This is a genomic window from Curtobacterium flaccumfaciens (assembly GCF_004361695.1).
GTDB lineage: Bacteria > Actinomycetota > Actinomycetes > Actinomycetales > Microbacteriaceae > Curtobacterium > Curtobacterium flaccumfaciens_B.
This window is the reverse complement of the sequence record NZ_SNVW01000004.1, coordinates 95,040-117,734: the sequence shown is the minus strand read 5'-3', so window position 1 is coordinate 117,734 and position 22,695 is coordinate 95,040. Positions and strand designations below refer to the sequence as shown.

At 69.9% G+C, this 22,695-nt stretch carries 20 protein-coding genes; 12 read left to right on the top strand and 8 right to left on the bottom strand.

Going from position 1 to position 22,695, the window contains the following annotated elements; all coding sequences use genetic code 11:
- The first annotated feature begins 62 nt into the window (after positions 1–62).
- From gap to EDF64_RS07420, 5 genes are all read left to right on the top strand, one after another.
- On the top strand, positions 63–1,067 hold the full coding sequence (gene gap / locus EDF64_RS07440) for a type I glyceraldehyde-3-phosphate dehydrogenase (RefSeq protein WP_027465689.1): 1,005 nt from the start codon (positions 63–65) through the stop codon (positions 1,065–1,067).
- A 3-nt stretch (positions 1,068–1,070) separates the two neighbouring features.
- Entirely contained in the window at positions 1,071–2,288 is a 1,218-nt protein-coding gene (locus EDF64_RS07435) for a phosphoglycerate kinase (RefSeq protein WP_133519399.1), read from the top strand.
- Positions 2,285–3,064 (top strand): triose-phosphate isomerase, encoded by a 780-nt coding sequence (tpiA, locus tag EDF64_RS07430; RefSeq protein ID WP_133519398.1) that lies wholly within the window; start codon positions 2,285–2,287, stop codon positions 3,062–3,064. Before EDF64_RS07435 ends, tpiA begins: the two co-directional genes overlap by 4 nt.
- Positions 3,065–3,183: 119 nt before the next feature.
- Entirely contained in the window at positions 3,184–3,435 is a 252-nt protein-coding gene (gene secG, locus EDF64_RS07425; protein WP_058727797.1) for a preprotein translocase subunit SecG, read from the top strand.
- Between the two features lie 3 nt (positions 3,436–3,438).
- Positions 3,439–3,801 (top strand): RNA polymerase-binding protein RbpA, encoded by a 363-nt coding sequence (locus tag EDF64_RS07420; protein WP_092096288.1) that lies wholly within the window; start codon positions 3,439–3,441, stop codon positions 3,799–3,801.
- Positions 3,802–4,280: 479 nt separating this feature from the next.
- On the opposite strand, the gene pgl is transcribed toward EDF64_RS07420, so the two are convergent.
- The 6 genes from pgl to tkt all read right to left on the bottom strand — a co-directional run bounded on the left by pgl (position 4,281) and on the right by tkt (position 12,610).
- Positions 4,281–5,051, bottom strand: coding sequence for a 6-phosphogluconolactonase (gene pgl / locus EDF64_RS07415; protein ID WP_133519397.1), 771 nt, complete (start codon positions 5,049–5,051; stop codon positions 4,281–4,283).
- Between the two features lie 110 nt (positions 5,052–5,161).
- Positions 5,162–6,106, bottom strand: coding sequence for a glucose-6-phosphate dehydrogenase assembly protein OpcA (locus EDF64_RS07410; RefSeq protein WP_133519396.1), 945 nt, complete (start codon positions 6,104–6,106; stop codon positions 5,162–5,164).
- Positions 6,103–7,641 carry a glucose-6-phosphate dehydrogenase gene (gene zwf, locus EDF64_RS07405; RefSeq protein ID WP_133519395.1) on the bottom strand — a complete coding sequence of 513 codons (1,539 nt, stop codon included), beginning with the start codon at positions 7,639–7,641 and terminating at the stop codon, positions 6,103–6,105. The genes EDF64_RS07410 and zwf overlap by 4 nt, the downstream gene beginning before the upstream one ends.
- A gap of 23 nt (positions 7,642–7,664) precedes the next feature.
- On the bottom strand, positions 7,665–9,263 hold the full coding sequence (locus tag EDF64_RS07400; protein ID WP_133519394.1) for a glucose-6-phosphate isomerase: 1,599 nt from the start codon (positions 9,261–9,263) through the stop codon (positions 7,665–7,667).
- Complete coding sequence (tal, locus tag EDF64_RS07395) at positions 9,263–10,375, bottom strand: transaldolase (RefSeq protein WP_133519393.1); 1,113 nt, start codon at positions 10,373–10,375, stop codon at positions 9,263–9,265. Before tal ends, EDF64_RS07400 begins: the two co-directional genes overlap by 1 nt.
- Before the next feature lie 141 nt (positions 10,376–10,516).
- Positions 10,517–12,610 carry a transketolase gene (tkt, locus tag EDF64_RS07390; RefSeq protein WP_133519392.1) on the bottom strand — a complete coding sequence of 698 codons (2,094 nt, stop codon included), beginning with the start codon at positions 12,608–12,610 and terminating at the stop codon, positions 10,517–10,519.
- A gap of 404 nt (positions 12,611–13,014) precedes the next feature.
- Between tkt and EDF64_RS07385 the strand changes: the two genes are divergently transcribed.
- The gene (locus EDF64_RS07385; RefSeq protein ID WP_133519598.1) at positions 13,015–13,941 is read left to right on the top strand and encodes a heme o synthase; all 927 of its coding nucleotides are present in this window, start codon (positions 13,015–13,017) and stop codon (positions 13,939–13,941) included.
- A 605-nt stretch (positions 13,942–14,546) separates the two neighbouring features.
- Here the strand turns inward: EDF64_RS07385 and EDF64_RS07380 are convergent.
- On the bottom strand, positions 14,547–15,521 hold the full coding sequence (locus EDF64_RS07380) for a COX15/CtaA family protein (RefSeq protein WP_133519391.1): 975 nt from the start codon (positions 15,519–15,521) through the stop codon (positions 14,547–14,549).
- Between the two features lie 268 nt (positions 15,522–15,789).
- Between EDF64_RS07380 and sufB the strand changes: the two genes are divergently transcribed.
- The 5 genes from sufB (at position 15,790) to EDF64_RS07355 (ending at position 20,013) form a co-directional block, all read left to right on the top strand.
- Positions 15,790–17,208, top strand: coding sequence for a Fe-S cluster assembly protein SufB (gene sufB / locus EDF64_RS07375; RefSeq protein ID WP_133519390.1), 1,419 nt, complete (start codon positions 15,790–15,792; stop codon positions 17,206–17,208).
- On the top strand, positions 17,209–18,495 hold the full coding sequence (gene sufD / locus EDF64_RS07370; RefSeq protein ID WP_208108855.1) for a Fe-S cluster assembly protein SufD: 1,287 nt from the start codon (positions 17,209–17,211) through the stop codon (positions 18,493–18,495).
- On the top strand, positions 18,495–18,821 hold the full coding sequence (locus EDF64_RS07365) for a non-heme iron oxygenase ferredoxin subunit (RefSeq protein ID WP_133519389.1): 327 nt from the start codon (positions 18,495–18,497) through the stop codon (positions 18,819–18,821). The genes sufD and EDF64_RS07365 overlap by 1 nt, the downstream gene beginning before the upstream one ends.
- 86 nt (positions 18,822–18,907) lie before the next feature.
- Positions 18,908–19,684, top strand: coding sequence for a Fe-S cluster assembly ATPase SufC (gene sufC / locus EDF64_RS07360; protein WP_133519388.1), 777 nt, complete (start codon positions 18,908–18,910; stop codon positions 19,682–19,684).
- Entirely contained in the window at positions 19,684–20,013 is a 330-nt protein-coding gene (locus tag EDF64_RS07355) for a metal-sulfur cluster assembly factor (RefSeq protein ID WP_071293993.1), read from the top strand. Before sufC ends, EDF64_RS07355 begins: the two co-directional genes overlap by 1 nt.
- A 255-nt stretch (positions 20,014–20,268) precedes the next feature.
- On the opposite strand, the gene EDF64_RS07350 is transcribed toward EDF64_RS07355, so the two are convergent.
- Positions 20,269–20,868: a biotin transporter BioY gene (locus EDF64_RS07350; protein WP_133519387.1), complete on the bottom strand. Its 600-nt coding sequence runs from the start codon at positions 20,866–20,868 to the stop codon at positions 20,269–20,271.
- Positions 20,869–20,983: 115 nt separating this feature from the next.
- Between EDF64_RS07350 and EDF64_RS07345 the strand changes: the two genes are divergently transcribed.
- Entirely contained in the window at positions 20,984–22,582 is a 1,599-nt protein-coding gene (locus EDF64_RS07345) for an ABC-F family ATP-binding cassette domain-containing protein (RefSeq protein WP_133519386.1), read from the top strand.
- The last annotated feature ends 113 nt before the right edge of the window (positions 22,583–22,695 follow it).

Genomic DNA, 22,695 nt, shown 5'->3' with positions numbered 1-22,695 from the left:
CGCAGGGCCTGCGCCTCCGAAAGCAGCGCCCCCTGGGCGCTCCACACCCACCAGGAGATCCATTGACCGTCAAGATCGGTATCAACGGCTTCGGCCGCATCGGCCGTAACTTCTTCCGGGCCGCACTGGCCAAGGGCAGCGACCTCGAGATCGTGGCGGTGAACGACCTCACCGACAACGCGTCGCTCGCGAACCTGCTGAAGTTCGACTCCATCACCGGCAAGCTCCCGGCAACGGTCGAGCTCGACGGCGACAACATCGTCGTCGACGGCAAGGCGATCAAGGTCCTCGCGGAGCGCGACCCCGCCAACCTCCCGTGGGGCGAGCTGGGCGTCGACATCGTCATCGAGTCGACCGGGTTCTTCACGAAGGCCGCCGACGCGCAGAAGCACATCGACGCCGGTGCCAAGAAGGTCATCATCTCCGCCCCGGCCTCGGGTGACGACGTCACCATCGTGCTCGGTGTGAACGAGGGCCAGTACGACCCCGCCAACCACCACATCATCTCGAACGCGTCCTGCACCACGAACAGCCTCGCGCCGCTCGCCAAGGTGTTCCACGACAAGTTCGGCATCGAGCGTGGCCTCATGACGACGGTGCACGCCTACACCGCCGACCAGAACCTCCAGGACGGCCCGCACAAGGACCCGCGTCGTGCCCGCGCCGCCGCCCTCAACATCGTCCCGACCTCCACCGGTGCGGCGAAGGCCATCGGCCTCGTCCTCCCGGAGCTCGCCGGCAAGCTCGACGGCTTCGCGCTCCGCGTGCCGGTCCCGACCGGGTCGATCACCGACCTCACGCTCGAGACCAAGTCCGAGGTCACGGTCGACGAGATCAACGCCGCCTACAAGGAGGCAGCCGAGGGGCCGCTCAAGGGCATCCTGCTCTACAGCGAGGACCCGCTGGTGTCGACCGACATCACCACGGACCCGCACTCCTCGATCTACGACTCCGGCCTGACCAAGGTCATCGGCGGCCTCGTGAAGATCACCTCGTGGTACGACAACGAGTGGGGCTACTCGAACCGCCTCGTCGACCTCACCGAGTACGTGGGCGAGCGGCTCTAACACATGGCCCTCCGTACCCTCGAGGACCTCGGCGACCTCGCCGGCAAGCGCGTCGTCGTCCGATGTGACCTGAACGTCCCGCTCAAGGACGGCACGATCACCGACGACGGCCGCGTCCGCGCCTCGCTGACGACGCTCAACACCCTCATCACCGCCGGCGCACGCGTCATCGTGATCTCCCACCTGGGCCGCCCCGACGGCGAGCCCAAGCCGGAGTACTCGCTCGCACCGGTGGGACAGCGGCTCTCCGAGCTGCTCGGCAAAGAGGTCACGTTCGTCGGCGAGACCGTCGGCGACGAGGCGACCGCTGCCGCCGAGGCCCTCGAGGACGGCGACGTCCTGCTGCTCGAGAACCTCCGCTTCAACCCGGAGGAGACCTCGAAGGACGCTGCCGTGCGCAGCGGCTTCGCGGACCGGATCGCAGCCCTCGGAGACGCCTTCGTGTCCGACGGCTTCGGTGTCGTGCACCGCAAGCAGGCCTCGGTCTACGAGCTCGCCTCGGCGCTGCCGAGCGCGGCCGGCTCGCTCATCGAGACCGAGCTCCGCGTGCTGGAGCGGCTGACGAAGGACCCGGAGCGCCCCTACACGGTGGTGCTCGGCGGTTCGAAGGTCAGCGACAAGCTCGGCGTCATCGCCCACATCCTGCCCAAGGTCGACACCCTGTGCATCGGCGGCGGCATGCTCTTCACGTTCCTCGCGGCCCAGGGCCACGGCGTCGCGAAGTCGCTGCTCGAAGCCGACCAGCTCGACGTCGTCCGCGAGTACCTCTCGCGGGCGAAGGAGCTCGGCGTGACGATCGACCTGCCGACCGACGTCGTCGTGGCGTCCGCCTTCGCGGCGGACGCCGACCACGAGACCGTGGCGGCGGACGCGATCGAGTCGTCGTCGTTCGGTGCCGACGGCATCGGGCTCGACATCGGCCCCGAGACGGCGGCGCGGTTCGCGTCCGCGGTGTCCGGGTCGAAGACGGTGTTCTGGAACGGCCCGATGGGGGTCTTCGAGTTCCCGGCGTTCGCCGCCGGCACGAAGACCGTCGCGCAGGCGCTCACCGAGGTCGACGGCCTCGGTGTCGTCGGCGGTGGCGACTCCGCAGCGGCCGTTCGATCGCTCGGCTTCTCGGACGACCAGTTCGGGCACATCTCGACCGGTGGCGGTGCGAGCCTCGAGTTCCTCGAGGGCAAGTCGCTCCCCGGTCTCGAGGCACTGGGGTGGACCGCATGAGCCGCACGCCCCTCATCGCCGGCAACTGGAAGATGAATCTCGACCACCTGCAGGCGATCGCCACGGTGCAGAAGCTCGCGTGGACCCTGAAGGACGCCCGCCACGACTTCGACGACGTCGAGGTCGCGGTGTTCCCGCCCTTCACGGACCTCCGCAGCGTGCAGACGCTCATCTCGGCCGACAAGCTGCCGATCCGCTTCGGCGCGCAGGACCTCTCCCAGTACGACTCCGGTGCTTACACCGGCGACGTCTCCGGAGCGTTCCTCGCGGCACTCGACGCGCAGTACGTCATCGTCGGGCACTCCGAGCGGCGCACGCTGCACGGCGAGACCGACGAGGTCGTCGCCGCGAAGACCGCCGCAGCCGTCAAGCACGGCCTCGTGCCGGTGGTCTGCGTCGGCGAGACCGGTGCGCAGCGCGAGGAGCGCGGCGCCGGCGTCGTGCCCGTCGAGCAGCTGCAGGTCGTGCTCGACACGGTGAAGCCGTCCGAGATCGTCGTCGCGTACGAGCCCGTCTGGGCCATCGGCTCCGGCCAGGCTGCCACGGCCGAGCAGGCCCAGGACGAGTGCGCGGCACTGCGTCGCGGGATCGCCGCGGCATGGGGCGACGAAGCGGCTGCGGCGACCCGGGTGCTCTACGGCGGCTCGGTCAAGTCCGGCAACATCGCGGGCTTCCTCCGCGAGCCCGACATCGACGGCGCGCTCGTCGGTGGCGCCTCGCTCGACGTGCAGGAGTTCGCGGCCATCGCGCGCTTCCGGCAGCACGTCGGACTCTGATCCACCGGTCACAGGCCGGTCGCTCCGTGCGGCCGGCCTGTGCCACGCCCAGCCCGGGGAACCTCGGCCGACCACCTGGCCGGTATACTCGGATGGCTGACTGACACGAAAGGTACGTCGTGGCGATTCTCTCCGTCGTGCTGCAGGTCCTGCTCGCAATCACGAGCCTCCTGCTCACGCTCCTCATCCTGCTGCACAAGGGCCGCGGTGGCGGCCTCTCCGACATGTTCGGCGGCGGCGTGACGAGCAACCTCGGGGCGTCCGGCGTCGCCGAGCGAAACCTCAACCGCATCACGGTGATCCTCGGTCTGGTCTGGATCGTGTCCATCATCGTGCTCGGTCTCATCAACAAGTTCACGGCGGGGAGCTGATCCATGGCAAGCGGAGGCAGTGCAATCCGGGGTTCGCGCGTCGGCGCGGGCCCGATGGGGGAGCAGGACCGAGGGGTCCAGGCCGAGCGGGTGGCGATCTCCTACTGGGACGCCCTCGGTAACGAGGTCGTGCGGTACTTCGCCGCCGGTCTTCCTGACGAAGAGATCCCGGAGACGGTGGACTCGCCGTCGACCGGCCTCCCGGCTGGTCGTGACAAGGAGAACCCGCCCGTGGTCTCCAAGACCGAGCCCTACAAGACGCACCTCGCGTACGTGAAGGAGCGTCGCACCGAGGAAGAAGCGGCACAGCTCCTCGAGGACGCGCTCCAGCAGCTCCGGCAGCGTCGCGGGACCGCAGCGAAGTAGGCTCGCGCACCGAACGTCACGAAGGCCCCCGCACCCTCAGGTGCGGGGGCCTTCGTCGTGCGTGCGTTCGGTCAGTCCGGTCGGTGCGTGCGTCCGGTCGCACGAGGTGGCACAACACGCCGCATGCGTTCCGCCGAGGTCGCACGATCTGCCGCCCGAAGGCGGTGCCGGCGGCAGATCGTGCGACCTCGCGGGGCGAGGGGTGCGGTGGCGGCGGCCGATCGTGCGACCTCGCGGCGAGGCGCCGCGCCGCGCCGCTCCCGCATCGTCGCGGTTGCACGACGCGCCGCGCGCGTTCCGCCGAGGTCGCACGAACTGCCGCGCGCACGCCGCGCGGGCGGCAGATCGCGCGACCTCGCGCCTGGCGCCTCGCGCCTGGCGTCTCGCGTTCGGGCGCGCGGCCCGAGACGCGACCGACAGACGGACGGGAGGCGCGGTGCCAGCTGGCACCGCGCCTCCCGTCCGGAATGCAGTCGCGTCTAGTAGGTCGACGCGATGAGGTTCTCGGGGACGTCGCGCGCGGCGTCCTGGTCGACGAAGAACACGGTGCGCTTGCGCCCCTGGACGCCCCCGACCGGGACCTCGTCGACGGCGGCACCCGCGAGCGCGAGCCCGAGGACGGACGCCTTCTCGGCACCGGAGAGGATGACCCACACCCGCTGCGACGCGTTGATCACCGGGAAGGTGAGCGTCAGGCGCTGCGGCGGCGGCTTGGGGGAGTCGTCGACCGACAGGACCGCACGGTCGGTGACCTCGAGCTGCGGGAACTCGGGGAACAGCGACGCGGTGTGGCCGTCCGGGCCGACGCCGAGCAGCGTGATGTCGAACCGCGGAGCGACCGCGCCCTCGGGGGCGGCGTCCTGCAGCTCGCGCTCGTACTGCGCGGCGGCCTCGTCGATGGTGATCCCCGCGTCGGACGCGGCGATCGGGTGGATGTTCGACTCCGGGATGTCGACGTGGTCGAAGAAGTCCGTCTGCGTGCCGGTGATGTTGCGATCGGCATCGCCCGCCGGGACCCAGCGCTCGTCGACCCACCACACGTGCACCTTCGACCAGTCCACGCTCTCGCGAGCCTGCGACTGGCCGATGGCGGCGAGGACGAGCGACGACACCGAGCCACCGCTGATGGCGATGTCCGCGCGCTCCTGCTCGTCCAGCACGTCGATGATCTTCGTGATGAAGCGTGCGGCGACCGAAGCGCCGAGGGCCTGCTTGTCCGGGTGCACCAGCACCCGCCGTTCGTTGGTCACGTGACTCCCGTGTTCGTGGCGGCCCATCGGTGCGAGGACCGCCTTCGGTCCGAACGACCGGCCGGTCCTGGTGCTCGGGCGAGCGGGACCGGCCGGTCGTGTGGGGTGTGTCAGCCGGCGATCGACTCGCGCAGCTGCGGCACCCCGTGCTTGACGACGTCTCCGAAGAGGACGTCCGGGTCGAGTCTACGGAGTTCCTCGGCCAGGCAGTCGCGCAGGTTGCGGCGCGGCAGCGACAGGTCGTGCGTCGGCTGCCCGGGCATCGAGAGCGTCGCGACGTCCACCAGGGACCGCTCGAGCTCGATGGTGCCGGACTCGCGCACGAGCTTCACGCCGTGGATGCCGCTCGACCCGGTCGCCCGCGGCGACGTGACGACCGACACGGGCACCTCGAGCTGCAGCTGCAGCCACGCGGCGAGGAGGATCGTCGACGGGCTGTCGTACGCCCCGGAGACCTCGACCGCGGTGACCGGCTCGTACGGCGGCTGGTCGAGCGCCGCGGCGAGCTGGTTCCGCCACAGGGTGAGACGGGTCCACGCGAAGTCGGTGTCGCCCGGCACGTACGAGGCGCCGAGGGCCTCGATCGCGCCGTTCGGGTCCTTCTGCGCGGCGGCGTCCGTGATCCGGCGCTGGGCGATGCGGCCCAGTGCCGACGCGGAGGGCTGCTCCGGCGCGGTCTGCGGCCACCAGGCGACGACGGGGGCGTCCGGCAGCAGGAGGCCCGTGACCAGGCTCTCCTCGTCGGTCGCGGTCTCGCCGTACGCACGGAGGACGATGACCTCGCTCGCGCCCGCGTCGCTGCCGACTCGGATCTGCGCGTCGAGGCGACCCGGCGACTTGGTGTCGCCGTCGTTCTTCGACACGATGATGACGCGCATCGGGTGCTCGCGCGAGGCTTCGTTCGCGGCCTCGATCGCCTCTTCCTCGTGGCCCAGGGCCGTCGAGATGATGAGGGTCAGGACACGACCGAGGGCGACGGCGCCGCCCTCCTCGCGGATGTGGACGAGCTTCTTCTGGATCTTCGAGACCGTGGTGTTCGGCATGTCGATCTTCATGGACGCCTCCAGGTCCGGCCGTCGCGGGCGAGCAGGGCATCGGCGGACGCCGGACCCCACGTGCCGGGACGGTACTGCTCGGGCTGGCCCTGCGTGGCCCAGAACTCCTCGATCGGGTCGAGGATCTTCCAGGACAGCTCCACCTCTTGGTGCCGGGGGAACAGGGGCGGGTCGCCGAGGAGCACGTCGAGGATGAGTCGCTCGTACGCCTCGGGGGACGCCTCGGTGAACGCGTGGCCGTAGCCGAAGTCCATCGTCACGTCGCGCACCTGGGTGCCGACGCCGGGGACCTTCGAGCCGAAGCGGAGCGTGACGCCCTCGTCCGGCTGCACGCGGATGACGAGCGCGTTCTGGCCGAGGGGCGACTGGGTGTTGCCGTAGACGTCCTCGGGGACGCGCTTGAACACGATCGCGATCTCGGTGACACGACGGCCGAGACGCTTGCCGGCGCGCAGGTAGAACGGGACGCCCTGCCAGCGACGCGTGGCGATGTCGAGCTTGATCGCCGCGTACGTCTCGGTGCCTGACTCCGGGTTCATCCCGGCTTCGTCGAGGAACCCGAGCACCTTCTCGCCGCCCTGCCATCCGCCGGCGTACTGCCCGCGGGCGGTCGACGTCGCGAGGTCGGCGGGGAGCCGCACCGCCGACAGCACCTTCTCCTTCTCGGCGCGGAGGTCCGCGGCCTTGAACGAGACGGGTTCCTCCATCGCGGTGAGCGCGAGGAGCTGCAGCAGGTGGTTCTGGATGACGTCGCGCGCCGCACCGATGCCGTCGTAGTACGCGGCACGTCCGGCGACGCCGATGTCCTCGGCCATCGTGATCTGCACGTGGTCCACGTAGTTCGAGTTCCAGATGGGTTCGTACATCTGATTCGCGAACCGGAGCGTCAGCAGGTTCTGGACGGTCTCCTTGCCGAGGTAGTGGTCGATGCGGAACACGTCGTCCGGAGCGAAGACGCTCTCGACGATCGCGTTGAGCTCGCGCGCGGTGCGGAGATCGGAGCCGAAGGGCTTCTCGACGACCACACGGCTCCAGGACCCGTCGCGCTTCTCGGTCAGCCCGGACAGCTTCAGCTGCTCGGTGACGACCGGGAACATCTTCGGCGGGATCGACAGGTAGAACGCGTGGTTGCCGAGCGTGCCGCGCTCCGCGTCGAGGTCGTCGACGGTGCGCTTGAGCTCGCGGAACGCCTCGGGGTCGTCGAACGATCCCTGGACGAAGCGGATGCCCTGTTCGAGCTGACGCCAGACGTCCTCGTCGAACGGGGTGCGGGAGTGCTCCTTGACGGCGTCGTGGACGAGCTGGGAGAAGTCTTGGTCCTCCCAGTCACGCCGAGCGAACCCGACGAGGGCGAACCCGGGCGGCAGGAGCCCCCGGTTCGCCAGGTCGTAGACCGCGGGCATCAGCTTCTTGCGGGACAGGTCGCCCGTCACGCCGAAGATGATGAGGGTGCTGGGTCCCGCGATCCGGTTCAGTCGACGATCCGTCGGCAGCCGGAGCGGGTTGTGCTCCGGGGTGATTGCCACCGGTGACATGAGTCGGTGAACTCCTTCGAGAGTCAGAGGGTGACGGCGGACGCGAGTGCTGCTGTGGCAGCGGCGACGTCCGACGTCGTGAGGGTCAGGACCGGGCGGCCGTGCTGCGCGAGGACACTCGCGTCGCCGGAGGCCTGGGCCTGGATGAGCTGCCCGAACGTGAACGGACGGCCCGGGATCGCCAGGTCGTCGGGTTCGTCGGCCACGATTTGCAGGAACACGCCGTTCGCAGGCCCGCCCTTGTGGTACTGGCCGGTCGAGTGCAGGAACCGCGGGCCGTAGCCGAAGGTGACCGGACGGCCGGTGCGCGCCGCCAGGGCGTCGCGCAGCGCTTCGAGCTCGCGGTTGGCGGTGCGGTCCACGTAGGCCTGCACGGCCAGGTAGCCGGTCGCGTCCACCTGGGACAGGAGGCCCGTGACGGCTTCCGCGATCGAGGTCCCGACCGGCAGTCCCGGCGTCGCGCGGACGGCGGTGCCGCCCTCGGTCAACGCGGGCTCGGTGGGGGCCGGACGGTCGTCGAGCAGCGCGCGCGCCGCGACCTTGGCGGCCTCGACGTCGGGCTGGTCGAACGGGTCGATGCCGAGCAGGCGCCCGGCGACGGCGACGGCGTACTCCCAGACGAGGAGCTGCCCGCCGAGGGTGCCGGTGATCTCGACCTCGCCCTCGGCGACGTGGCGTTCTTCCTCGCGTGAACCGACGAGGCGGATGATCTGCACGTCGGGCAGACCGGCGGTGACCTCGGGGGAGTCGACGTCGAGGACCACCGGGAGCAGGCCGCGGCCGCTCTTGCCGGTGGACTCGGCGATCAGCTGCTCCACCCAGTCGCCGAAGCCGACGATGTGGGTGCCGTCGGGGACGATGCCGATCTTGTCGCGCAGCGGGCTCGTGCCGCCGAGGACCGCGCCGAGCACGAGCCCCGGGTTCTCGTCGATGTCGACGGAGAGGAGCGCCGAGATGGCGTCGGCCTCGTCGAGGAGCTCGGCGATGTCCGCGCCGGCGAGGCCGGACGGCACGAGGCCGAACGCGGTCAGCGCGGAGTAGCGGCCGCCGACGGTCGGGTCGGCGGTGAAGACGCGGTAGCCGGCCGCGGTCGCCTCGGCCTCGAGCGGGGAGCCCGGGTCGGTGACGACGACGATGCGCCCGGCCGGGTCGATGCCGGCGTCACGGAAGGCCTGTTCGTACACACGACGCTGCGAGTCGGTCTCGAGGGTCGAACCCGACTTCGAGGACACGACGAGCACCGTGCGCGCCAACTCGTGCTCGACGGCGGCCCGGACCTGTGCCGGGTTCGTCGAGTCGAGGACCGTGAGCGGCACGCCGGAGGTCCGGGTGATGACCTCGGGCGCGAGCGAGGAACCGCCCATGCCGGCGAGGACGACGTGGTCGATCCCCTCGGCACGGAGGCTCTCGCGCAGGGCGACCACCTCGGCGACGAGCGGGCGGGAGACCGAGACGGCCTCCACCCAGCCGAGGCGCTTCGACGCCTCGGCCTCGGCGTCCGGACCCCAGAGTTCCGGGTCCTGGGCGGTGATGCCCGAGGCCACCAGGTCGGCGACGAGGCGCGGGACCACCGAGTCGATGGCCCGCGCCGCGTCACCGCTGGCAGCGATGGAAACCGTCACTACTTGGCGCCCTCGAGCGCGGTCTTGACGGTGTCGACGAGCTCGCCCCACGAGACGTTGAACTTGTCGACGCCCTCCTTCTCGAGCAGCGCCACGACGTCGTCGTAGTCGATGCCCTGGGCGGCGAGCTGGTCGAGCACGCCCTGCGCGGCGTCGAACGTGCCGGCGATGGCGTCGCCGTGGATCTCACCGTGGTCGAACGTCGCGTCGAGCGTCTTGCCCGGCATGGTGTTGACGGTGTTCGGGGCGGCGAGCTCGGTCACGTAGAGCGTGTCGGGGAGCGACGGGTCCTTGACACCGGTCGAGGCCCAGAGCGGACGCTGCGTGTTGGCGCCGGACTCGAGCAGGCCGAGGGCACGCTCGGAGGCGAACGCCTCGGTCCAGACCTGGTAGGCGAGCTGCGCGTTGGCGATGCCGGCCTTCGACTTGAGGGCCCTCGCCTCGTCGGTGCCGACGGCGTCGAGGCGCTTGTCGATCTCGGAGTCGACGCGCGACACGAAGAACGAGGCGACCGAGTGGATCTTCGAGAGGTCGTGGCCGGCGGCCTTGGCCTTCTCGAGACCACCGAGGTAGGCGTCGATGACGGCGCGGTACCGCTCGAGCGAGAAGATCAGGGTGACGTTCACCGAGATGCCGGCGCCGATGACCTCGGTGATCGCCTCGAGGCCCTCGAGCGTCGCGGGGATCTTGATGAGGACGTTCTCGCGGCCGACCTTGTCGAACAGGAACTTGGCCTGCTCGATGGTCTTCGCGGTGTCGTGGGCGAGGCCCGGCTCGACCTCGATCGAGACGCGGCCGTCGAAGCCCTTGGTCTCGTCGTAGATCGGCTTGAAGACGTCGGAGGCGTTCGCGACGTCCTGCGTGGTGATCTCGAAGATCGCGCTGGTCACGTCGGTGCCGGCGGCGGCCAGCTCCTTGACCTGTGCGTCGTAGCGCTCGCCCTTGGCGAGGGCCGAGGCGAAGATCGTCGGGTTGGTGGTGACGCCGACGACGTTCTTCTGCTCGATGAGCTCGGTCAGCTTGCCGGTCTCGAGGAGCTCGCGGGAGAGGTCGTCGAGCCAGATGCTCACGCCGACCGCGGAGAGGGCGGCGGTGGGGGTGTTCTCAGCCATGTGTTTCTCTTCTTCTTTCATCGACTGGTCCGGAAGGACCGTGAAGTCGGGGTCTGGGGGACCGGGAGGCGCGTGGCGGGGCCGAACCGCGCCTCCCGGAAGAAGGGCCGGATCCGGCGAACCGGACCCGGCCCCTGCGGGTCAGGAAGCCGCGAGCGATTCCTTCGCGGCGGCCACGACGTGTTCCGTCGTGAAGCCGAACTCCTTGAACAGCGTCTGGTAGTCGGCCGAGGCACCGAAGTGCTCGATCGAGACGCTGCGGCCCTTGTCGCCGACGATGTCGCGCCAGCTCATCGAGATGCCGGCCTCGACGGAGACCCGCGCGGTGACGTCCTTCGGCAGGACCTGGTCCTGGTAGTTCTCGCTCTGGGCGCGGAACCACTCGAGCGACGGGGCGCTCACGACACGGGCGTTGATGCCCTCGGCCTTGAGCTGCTCACGGGCCTCGACCGCGATCTGCACCTCGGAGCCGGTCGCGATGAGGATGACGTCCGGGGTGCCGTTCGGCGCCTCGGCCAGGATGTACGCGCCCTTCGAGACGTTCTTCGCCGAGGCGAAGACCTCACCGGAGGCCTCGCCCTCGCCGCGCTCGAACACCGGGAGGTTCTGACGGCTCAGCGCGATGCCGGCCGGGCGGTCCTGGTGCTTGAGCATCTCGAGCCACGCGTACGCGACCTCGTTGGCGTCGGCCGGACGGACGACGTCGAGACCCGGGATCGCGCGGAGCGCGGAGAGCTGCTCGATCGGCTGGTGCGTCGGACCGTCCTCACCGAGGGCGACGGAGTCGTGCGTCCAGACGTAGATCGCCGGCGCCTGCATGAGCGCGGCGAGACGGACTGCCGGGCGCATGTAGTCGCTGAAGATGAGGAACGTGCCGCCGAAGGGGCGGGTGTTCCCGTGCAGGACGATGCCCGACAGGATCGAGCCCATCGCGTGCTCGCGGATGCCGAAGTGCAGCACGCGGCCGTACGGGTCGGTGCTCCATGCCTTGGTGGCAGCGTCGAGCGGGCCGAAGGACTTGGCGCCCTCGATCGTGGTGAGGTTCGACTCGGCGAGGTCGGCCGAACCGCCCCAGAACTCGGGCATCAGCGGCGCGATGGCGTTGATGACCTTGCCCGACGCGGCGCGGGTCGAGACGGCCTTGTCGGTCGGGAAGACCGGCAGCGCGCCCTCGAGGCCCTCGGGGAGGGTCTTGGACTGCACGCGGTCGAACAGCGCCTTCTGCTCCGGGTGGGACTCTGCCCACGCGTCGAAGGTCTCCTGCCACTCGGCGTGCTGCGCCTGGCCCTTGGCGATCGCGCCACGGGTGTACTCGAGGACCTCGGGGTCGACGTGGAAGGTCTGCTCGGGGTCGAAGCCGAGGACCTCCTTCAGGCCCTTGATCTCCTCGGCACCGAGCGCGGAGCCGTGGATCTTGCCGGAGTTCTGCTTGGTCGGCGACGGCCAGCCGATGATCGTCTTGAGGACGATGAGCGACGGCTTGTTCGACTCCGCCTTGGCGGCCTCGATCGCGGCGTACAGGGACTCGACGTCCTCGGTGTACTCGCCGGTCTTCTTCCAGTCGACGGTCTGGACGTGCCAGCCGAGGGCTTCGTAGCGGTCCGGCACGCTCTCCGAGAAGGAGATGTCGGTGTCGTCCTCGATCGAGATCTGGTTCGAGTCGTAGAAGACGACCAGGCGACCGAGCTGCTGGCGACCCGCGAGGCTCGCGGCCTCGTTCGTGACGCCTTCCTGCATGTCGCCGTCACCGGCGATCACGTAGGTGAAGTGGTCGAAGGGCGACTGGCCCTCGCCGGCTTCGGCATCGAAGAGACCGCGCTCGTAGCGCTGCGCGTAGCCGAAGCCGACGGCGGACGCGAGGCCCTGGCCGAGCGGGCCGGTCGTGATCTCGACGCCGTCGGTGTGGCCGTACTCCGGGTGACCCGGGGTCTTCGAGCCCCACTTGCGGAGGTGCTGGAGGTCTTCGAGCTCGAGGCCGTAGCCGTGCAGGTAGAACTGCACGTACTGCAGGATCGAGGCGTGACCGGCCGACAGGATGAAGCGGTCGCGGCCGATCCAGGTGGAGTCGCTCGGGTCGCGACGCATCACCTTCTGGAAGAGCAGGTGTGCGAGCGGTGCGAGGCTCATCGCGGTGCCGGGGTGACCGTTGCCAGCGGCCTCGACCGAGTCTGCGGCGAGTACGCGGGCCGTGTCGACGGCCTTCCGGTCGATGGCGTCCCAGGTGAATTCAGCCACTTGGATGTTGACCCTTCTTGATGCGACATGTGCGAGGGCTCGTGCCATCGCACGGACATGATCGCCATCCCGGGGCCTACGTCGTGTCGCCGTCTCGCGGCCACCGACCGGCTCTTCGCGGCCGACGTCATCGGGGCACGCACTGCGGGAGGGCGACTCCAGCATAGTGACCATGCACTCAGAAGGGGTTCAGGTGACGCGAGTCGTGGACTCGGCATCGTCGTCGCACCAGCCGAGCCGGGCGTGTCGATCAGGAGCGGGGCACCTTCGCGGCGCTTCGATCACGTAAACTGTCGGAGACCCGTGGACATTCCGGGTCAGCGCACGCCCGGACGCCGCCGCAGTCGTCCACCGAGTGTGCGAGCTGATGCGAACAGACTGAGGTTCCCTTGCCGACTGCCACCGTGACCCGGCCCGACACCGATCGACCCCGGTCGGCGCTGTCCCGCAAGGTCCGTGCGTACGTCTCCCTGACGAAGCCGCGGGTCATGGAGCTCCTCCTCGTCACGACGGCGCCGACGATGTTCCTCGCCGAGCGCGGCGTCCCGGACCTCTGGCTCGTCTTCTGGACCATGCTCGGTGGCGCGATGTCCGCCGGCTCGGCCTCGGCGTTCAACTGCTACATCGACCGCGACATCGACCGCCTGATGAAGCGGACGAGCACCCGACCGCTCGTCACCGGCGAGCTCTCCGACCGCGAGGCCCTCGTGTTCTCGTGGGTGCTCGGGGTCCTGTCGACCGCGGTGCTCGGCTTCCTGGTGAACTGGCTCGCCGCCGCCCTGAGCGTCATCGCGATCCTCATCTACGTGTTCGTCTACACGCTGTGGCTCAAGCGCCGCACCCCGCAGAACATCGTCTGGGGTGGGTCGGCCGGCTGCATGCCCGTGCTCATCGGCTGGGCGGGCGTCACCGGTTCGCTGACCTGGGCGCCGGTCATCCTCTTCATGGTGATCTTCCTCTGGACGCCGCCGCACTACTGGCCGCTGTCGATGAAGTACCGCGACGACTACGACGCCGCCGACGTGCCGATGCTCGCGGTCGTCCGGGGTCGCACCGTCGTCGGGCTGCAGGTCGTCCTGTACGCCTGGGCGACGCTGGTCTGCTCGCTGCTCCTCATCCCGGTCGCGCACATGGGGCCGCTCTACACGGTGGTCGCGCTGGCCGGCGGGATCTGGTTCGTGGTCGAGTCGCACCGCCTGTACTCGCGGGCGATCCAGCACGTCGAGCACGTGCAGCCGATGCGGGTCTTCCACAGCTCGATCACGTACCTGACGCTGCTCTTCATCGCGGTGGGCATCGACCCGCTGCTGCCGCAGGTCTTCACCTTCTAGCCGGGCGCGGGCGCGCGCTAGCCGGGCGCGGGCGCGCGCTGCGCTTGCGGGCTGGCGCTGGGTCCGTCGACTCGGTGCGACATCGTCGTCGTCGTACGACAGCGATGGTGTCGTCCGTTGCGTGCGCGGGTCGTTGCGCACGCGTGGTTGCGACAGGGTCGTCGTCGTACGACAGCGACGGTGTCGTCCGTTGCGTGCGCGGGTCGTTGCGCACGCGTGGTTGCGACAGGGTCGTCGTCGTACGACAGCGACGGTGTCGTCCGTTGCGTGCGCGGGTCGTTGCGCACGCGTGGTTGCGACAGGGTCGTCGTCGTACGACATCGGCGATGTCGTACCGGGTGCGCGGCAGACCGCCTGCGCGCGGCGCGTGCGGTGGGCGCGACCGGTCGCCGGCCTGGAGGCGCGTGGCGGGGCCGCACCGCGCCTCCAGGCCGGCCGCTGGTCGCGTCCCGCGCCGCGCTGCCGATGCGTGCGCACACTGCGACGTCCCACGCGTCGATCGACGGGTGGGACGTCGTTCGATGCACCCGCACCGGATGCGTGCGCAACGAACGACACCCCACGAGTCGATCGACTCGTGGGGTGTCGGACGTGCGACGTGCCGATCAGGCGGGGAGCGCCTCGCGCACCGCGTGGCGGCCGCCGGTCCCGCGCGTCGAGAGCGCGACCACCGTCGTCGCTCCCACGAGGAGACCGGCCAGGACCATGTGCGTGCCGACGAGCCCGACCGGCAGCCCGGTGCGCGCCTGGGTGAGGCCGACCGCGATCTGCAGGAACTCGACGACGAGGAGCAGCAGCGCCCAGCGGCTCGACAGGCGCAGGCGGACGGCGCCGACGACGAGCACGAGGGTGAGCGCGAAGAGCACGTAGGCGGGGATCGCGTGCAGGTGCTCCATGACGGCGGGGTCGAAGCCGGTGCGGTGCAGGCGGCCACCGTCCACGGCTTCGTCGGCGCCGGCGTGCGGGCCGCTGCCGGTGGTGAGGATGCCCACGAGGACGGTCACGACGACCGCGGCGATCGTGCCGCGGACGACGCCCGTGTACCAACCGGGGACGAGCCTGTCCGCGGTGCGCGGGCCGTTCATCGCGCGGAACACGAGCGTGGCGGTCACGGCGGTCAGCGCGGCGGACACGACGAAGTGCAGCCCGACGACGAACGGGTTGAGGTTCGTCCAGACGCTCATGCCGCCGATGACGGCCTGCACCGGGATCGCTGCGCCCTGGGCGAACGCGAGCCAGAAGAGCTCCGGGCGCGTCCGGCGCATCCGGACCACGAGCAGGAACATCGCGATGGCCACGATGACGAGCACGAAGGTGAGGAGCCGGTTGCCGAACTCGATGATGCCGTGGACGCCCATCTCCGGCGTCGACACGAGCGAATCCGCCGTGCACTTGGGCCAGGTCGGGCATCCGAGGCCGGACGCGGTGAGGCGCACGAGGCCGCCGGTGCCGATGAGGACGACCTCGACGACGAACGACGCCCAGGCGAGCACGACGACGCGCTGGTCGACGATCCGGGGGAGGGACCACCACCGCGGGGTCCGGACGTCCTGGTCGACGGGGGAGACGACGCGAGTCACGAGGGTGGTGCCTTCCTGTTGTTCCGTGCGGCGAACCTGTAGGATTCGAGGGTTCAGCAGCAGTCAAGTCTAGGCAGGCGCCGGCTCCGAATGGGCCGAGATCGCCGGTGGAACCCAGGACTGCGTGGAACCATCGACGTTGCGAGGGAGCAACACCGTGCCCGCCGTGCACAGATCAGCGTGTCGGCGGTCCGCGGTGGAATGGCGTCCAGACGCCACGGGTTGACACCCGGAAGACGCTGCCCCGCGAGAAGGAAACGAGGAGACCATGTCCGACGTGCTCATCGACCGTCCCGAGCTCGAGGGGCTCGGCCAATACGAGTTCGGCTGGTCCGACTCCGACAAGGCCGGGGCCTCCGCCCGTCGTGGCATCTCGGAAGAGGTCGTCACCGACATCTCGAACCTCAAGAACGAGCCCGAGTGGATGCTCAAGAACCGGCTCAAGGGCCTGTCGCTCTTCGGCCGCAAGCCGATGCCGACGTGGGGTGCCGACCTGACCGGCATCGACTTCGACAACATCAAGTACTTCGTGCGCTCCACCGAGAAGCAGGCGCAGTCGTGGGAGGACCTCCCCGAGGACATCCGTGCGACCTACGAGAAGCTCGGCATCCCCGAGGCCGAACGTCAGCGCCTCGTCGCCGGCGTCGCCGCGCAGTACGAGTCCGAGGTCGTCTACCACCAGATCCGCGAGGACCTGGAGCAGCAGGGCGTCATCTTCATGGACACGGACACCGCGCTCCGTGAGCACCCGGAGATCTTCGAGGAGTACTTCGGCACCGTGATCCCGGCCGGCGACAACAAGTTCGCCGCGCTGAACACGGCCGTCTGGTCCGGCGGCTCGTTCGTCTACGTCCCGAAGGGCGTGCACGTCGAGATCCCGCTGCAGGCCTACTTCCGGATCAACACCGAGAACATGGGCCAGTTCGAGCGGACGCTGATCATCGCGGACGAAGACTCCTACGTCCACTACATCGAGGGCTGCACCGCCCCGATCTACAAGTCGGACTCGCTGCACTCGGCCGTCGTCGAGATCATCGTGAAGAAGAACGCCCGCGTTCGCTACACGACGATCCAGAACTGGTCGAACAACGTCTACAACCTCGTCACCAAGCGTGCGATCGCGCACGAGGGCGCGACGATGGAGTGGATCGACGGCAACATCGGCTCCAAGGTCACGATGAAGTACCCGTCGATCTACCTCGCCGGTGAGCACGCCAAGGGCGAGACGCTCTCCGTCGCCTTCGCCGGCCCGGGTCAGCACCAGGACGCCGGCGCGAAGATGATCCACATGGCGCCGTACACGACGTCCTCGATCGTCTCGAAGTCGATCGCCCGTGGCGGTGGCCGTGCGGGCTACCGCGGCGAGGTCCGGGTCGACCCGAACGCGCACCACGCGGCGAACACCGTCCGCTGCGACGCCCTCCTGGTGGACACGATCTCGCGGTCGGACACCTACCCGGCGATCGACATCCGCGTCGACGACGTCCAGCTCGGGCACGAGGCGACGGTCTCCCGCGTGAGCGAGGAGCAGCTGTTCTACCTCATGTCGCGCGGCATGCCCGAGGACGAGGCAATGGCGATGATCGTCCGCGGCTTCATCGAGCCGATCGCCCGCGAGCTCCCGATGGAGTATGCACTCGAACTCAACAAGCTCATCGAGATGAGCATGGAAGGATCCGTCGGCTAGATGTCCAGCTCCACCCCTCCCCACATCGACCAGCCGATCGCTCCGGCCGAGTCCGCGCAGCCGACCCCGGCGACTCCCGCGCAGCACGGTGCCGGCGCGCACTCGGACGGCGGCTGGGACGCCCCGACGGGCAAGGACATCCCCGTCCAGACCCGTTCGGAGCGCCCGCAGTCCGGCGACATCGACGCCTTCCCGACGGTCACCGGGCGTGAGGTGAACTGGAAGTTCGCGCCGCTCGCGAAGCTCCAGCCGCTCCTCGCCGGTGGCCTCGACGGATCCGCCTACCCGTTCCTCGCCCGTCAGTCCGACGGCGCCGACGTCGAGTGGGGCCGCAGCGACGACCCCCGCGTCGGCACCGCCGGTCTGCCCGAGGACCGCGCCGCCGCGGCCGCCTGGACCGCGCGTGACGCGGTGCTCGCGATCACCGTCAAGGCGACCGAGGCGCACGAGTTCCTCACGCTCACTCGTTCGGACTTCGGCACGCAGCCCCGCGCGGCGCACACGGTCATCACGGCCGAGGCGCACGCACAGGGCATCGTCGTGCTCGACAACCGCGGCTCGGCGCTCCTCAGCGAGAACGTCGAGATCGTCGTGCACGAGGGTGCACGCCTGACCGTCGTCAGCCTGCAGGACTGGGCCGACGACGCCGTGCACGTGTCGACGCACTTCGCCGAGGTCGGCCGCGACGCCTTCCTCAAGCACGTCGTGGTCTCGCTCGGCGGTGACGTCGTGCGGGTCAACCCGTCGACGCACCTCGGCGCGCAGGGCGCGGACACCGAGATGTACGGCGTGTACTTCGCCGACGCCGGGCAGTACATCGAGCAGCAGGTCTACGTGAACCACGACGCGCCGAACACGCGCGGTCGGGTCAACTACAAGGGCGCGCTGCAGGGCCAGGGTGCGCACACCGTCTGGATCGGCGACGTCCTCATCGGGCGCGCCGGCGACGGCACGGACTCGTACGAGCAGAACCGCAACCTCGTCCTCACCGACGGCACGCGCGCGGACAGCATCCCGAACCTCGAGATCGAGACGGGCAACATCGAGGGCGCCGGCCACGCGAGTGCGACCGGTCGCTTCGACGACGAGCAGCTGTTCTACCTGCAGTCCCGCGGCATCCCCGAGGAAGAGGCACGCCGACTGGTCGTGCTCGGCTTCCTCGTCGAGGTCATCCAGAAGATCGGCGCGCCCGAGCTCGAGGAACGCCTCATCGCAGCCGTCGAGCAGGAGCTCCTCGAAGGGCGCACGGTCCTCGCCGCGCCCGAGACGGAAGCAGCCACGGCCTGATGTCGACGAAGGTCTGCGCCGAGGCGGACATCGCGGTGGACAGCCCGATGCGCGCCGTGGTCGACGGCACCGCGGTCGCCATCGTGAAGGACTCCGCGGGTACCGTGCACGCCATCGGCGACACGTGCACCCACGGCGACATCTCCCTGGCGGAGGGGTTCGTCGAGGGTGACTCGCTCGAGTGCTGGGCGCACGGCTCCCGGTTCTCGCTGGTCACCGGCAAGCCGCAGAACTTCCCGGCGTACGAGCCCGTCCCGGTCTTCCGGGTCGAGGTCCGCGACGGCGACGTCTACGTCGACGTGCACGACCCCGTGCCGGTCGACTGACCGGTCTCCGCCCCCGGGCGACCGGGGACCCCCACACTCTCTTCCCGCGGCTGACGCCGCACCACAGCTGCAACCGAAGGAACGCAATGTCCACTCTCGAAATCCGCGACCTGCAGGTCTCGATCGACACCGACCAGGGTGTCAAGGAGATCCTCAAGGGCGTCGACCTCACGATCAACGAGGGCGAGATCCACGCGATCATGGGGCCGAACGGCTCCGGCAAGTCCACTCTCGCCTACACGATCGCCGGCCACCCGCGCTACAACGTCGTCGGCGGCTCGATCACCCTCGACGGCCAGGACGTCCTCGCGATGAGCGTCGACGAGCGTGCCCGCGCCGGCATGTTCCTCGCCATGCAGTACCCGGTCGAGATCCCCGGCGTCACGGTGTCGAACTTCCTCCGCACCGCGAAGACCGCGATCGACGGCGAGGCCCCCGCGCTCCGCAGCTGGGTGAAGGACCTGCGCCAGTCGATGGCCGACCTCAAGATGGACTCGGCCTTCGCCGAGCGCAACGTCAACGAGGGCTTCTCCGGCGGCGAGAAGAAGCGCCACGAGATCATGCAGCTCGAGCTCCTCAAGCCGAAGTTCGCCGTGCTCGACGAGACCGACTCCGGCCTCGACGTCGACGCGCTGAAGATCGTGTCCGAGGGCGTCAACCGCGCGAAGGCGGCCACCGGCCTCGGCGTGCTGCTGATCACCCACTACACGCGCATCCTCCGCTACATCAAGCCGGACTTCGTGCACGTGTTCGTCGCGGGCAAGGTCGCCGAGCAGGGCGGCCCCGAGCTCGCCGAGCGCCTCGAGAGCGAGGGCTACGACCGCTACGTGCAGGCCGCCGCGGCCGCAGCTGCGGGGAACTGATGATCACCGCACTCGCACCGGACAAGTTCGACGAGGTCGTCGAGGGCCTGAAAGAGGTGCAGGACCCGGAGCTCGGCGTGAACATCGTCGACCTCGGGCTCATCTACGACCTCGCCTGGGACGACGAGGCGACGGCCCTCGTGATCAGCATGACGCTCACGAGCGCGGGCTGCCCGCTGACCGACGTCATCGAGGGTGACACCGCCAACGCGCTCGACGGCATCGTCGACGCGTTCCGCATCAACTGGGTGTGGATGCCGCCGTGGGGTCCGGAGCGGATCACCGACGACGGGCGCGAGATGATGCGCGCGCTCGGGTTCTCGATCTAGACGCCACCACACGACGGACGGGAGGCGCGGTGCCAGCTGGCACCGCGCCTCCCGTCCGTCTGTGCGCCGGCCCACAGCCGGGCGTGAGCGGGCCGAATACGGCACGCTCGGTGCGCCGTAGCGGCGCGTCCCGCCCGCTCGGCGGACGGCGCCTGGCGCGTCGCGCCCGCTCGGCGGACCCCCGGCGCCGTCGTGCGCCCCGCGCACGCAGGAGGGCCCCGCACCGGGATGGTGCGGGGCCCTCCTGCGTGCGGGTCAGCGGCGGCCGACGGCCTTCCACGCCAGCGGTAGGGTGCCCGCGGCGATGAGCGCCTTCGCCACCCCGCCCACGATGAACGGGTACAGGCCGGCGGCGAGCACCGACTGCAGGTCGTTCGGCGCGCCGAGCTGCCCGAGCACGACGGCCAGGTAGGGCAGGCCGGTCACGAACGGGATCGCGCTCGCGAGCGTGAACGCCACCGCGGCACGGCCGACGTGGCGGTCCCAGTTGCGGCGGGCGAGCCAGCCGACGACGCCCGCGGCCGGGATGAAGCCGATGACGTACCCGAAGCTCGGGACGGCGAGGGCCTGCAGACCGCCGGTCATCTCGGCGAAGAACGGCGCACCCGCCAGGCCGGCGACGGCGTAGACGAGCAGCGAGAGCATGCCGCGGCGGGCACCGAGGGTGGCGCCGACGAGCACGACGGCCAGGGTCTGCCCGGTGATCGGCACCGGCCACATCGGGACCTGCACCTGCGCCATGACGGCCGTGAACAGGGCGCCTCCGGCGATCAGGGCGGCGTCGGTGGCCAGGCCGTGGGTGCGCAGACGGTCGGCGAGGACTGCGCGGGGAGCGAACCCGGTGGCGTTCGTCATGGATTCTCCTAGAATGGACTGCTGGTCCTGTTCAGGACCATCGGTCCCGTCAGCGTAGCGGTGCACCTCCGGCACACACCGTTGTGCAAACCCACCAACTGATTGGACGTCCACTGTGCTTGCCGTGCACGAACTCGAGATCCGCGTCGGGGCTCGCCTCCTCATGGAGGATGTCTCCTTCCGCGTCGAGAAGGGCGACAAGATCGGTCTCGTCGGCCGCAACGGCGCGGGGAAGACGACGATGACGAAGGCCCTCGCGGGCGAGACCCAGCCCACCGGCGGCACGATCGACCGCGGTGGTGAGATCGGGTACCTGCCGCAGGACCCGCGCTCCGGTGACCCGGAGGAGACCGCGCGGAAGCGCATCCTCGACGCCCGTGGGCTCGGCGAGCTCGTGGAGGGCATCCGCCTCGCGACGCTCGACATGGCGAGCACCGACCCGGCCGTGGCCGAGAAGGCGATGCGCCGGTACAGCCGGCTCGACGACCAGTTCAACGCGCTCGGCGGCTACGCGGCCGAGGCCGAGGCCGCGTCGATCGCGTCGAACCTCAAGCTGCCGGACCGCATCCTCGACCAGCAGCTGAAGACCCTGTCGGGTGGCCAGCGGCGTCGCATCGAGCTCGCCCGGATCCTGTTCTCCGATGCCGAGACGATGATCCTCGACGAGCCGACGAACCACCTCGACGCCGACTCGGTCGTGTGGCTCCGCGAGCACCTGAAGACCTACGCCGGCGGCGTCATCATCATCTCCCACGACGTGGAGCTGGTGGACGAGGTCGTCAACCGCGTCTTCTACCTCGACGCCAACCGTCAGTCGATCGACGTCTACAACATGGGCTGGAAGCTCTACCAGCGGCAGCGTGCCGCCGACGAGGAGCGCCGCCGCAAGGAACGCGCGAACGCCGAGAAGAAGGCCGCCACGCTGAAGGACCAGGCCGCACGGTTCGGCGCGAAGGCCTCGAAGGCCGCCGCCGCGCACCAGATGGTGGCGCGCGCGGACAAGCTGCTCGCCGGCCTCGAGGACGAGCGCGTCGCCGACCGCGTCGCGAAGCTCCGGTTCCCGACGCCGGTGCCGTGCGGCCGCACGCCGCTCATGGCCGAAGGCCTGTCGAAGTCGTACGGGTCGCTCGAGATCTTCGCGGGTGTCGACCTGGCGATCGACCGCGGCTCGCGCGTCGTCATCCTCGGGTTCAACGGTGCGGGCAAGACGACGCTGCTGCGGATCCTCGCGGGCGCCGACCAGCCGGACACGGGCGAGATCCTGCCCGGGCACGGCCTGCGCATCGGGTACTACGCCCAGGAGCACGAGAACATCGACGTGAACCGCACCGTCATCGAGAACATGGTGTCGGCGTCGACGGAGCTCAACGAGACCGAGGCCCGTCGGGTCCTCGGCTCCTTCCTGTTCACCGGCGACGACGGCTACAAGAAGGCCGGCGTCCTGTCCGGTGGTGAGAAGACCCGCCTGTCGCTCGCGATGATCGTGGTGTCGGGTGCGAACGTGCTCCTGCTCGACGAGCCCACGAACAACCTCGACCCGGCCTCGCGCGAGGAGATCCTCGGCGCGCTGGCGGGCTACGAGGGTGCGGTCGTCCTCGTCTCCCACGACGCCGGTGCGGTCGAGGCGCTCAACCCCGAGCGCGTCCTGCTGCTGCCGGACGGCACCGAGGACCACTGGAACAAGGACTACGCGGAGCTCATCGAGCTCGCGTGACACGCGTGGTGCGTTGAGCCGGACTGGAGGCACGTGGCGGGCCCGCGACGTGCCTCCAGTCCGTCCGTGGCTGGCTCCGCAGCTGGCCAGTCAGCGGCCGGCGCATCAGCAAC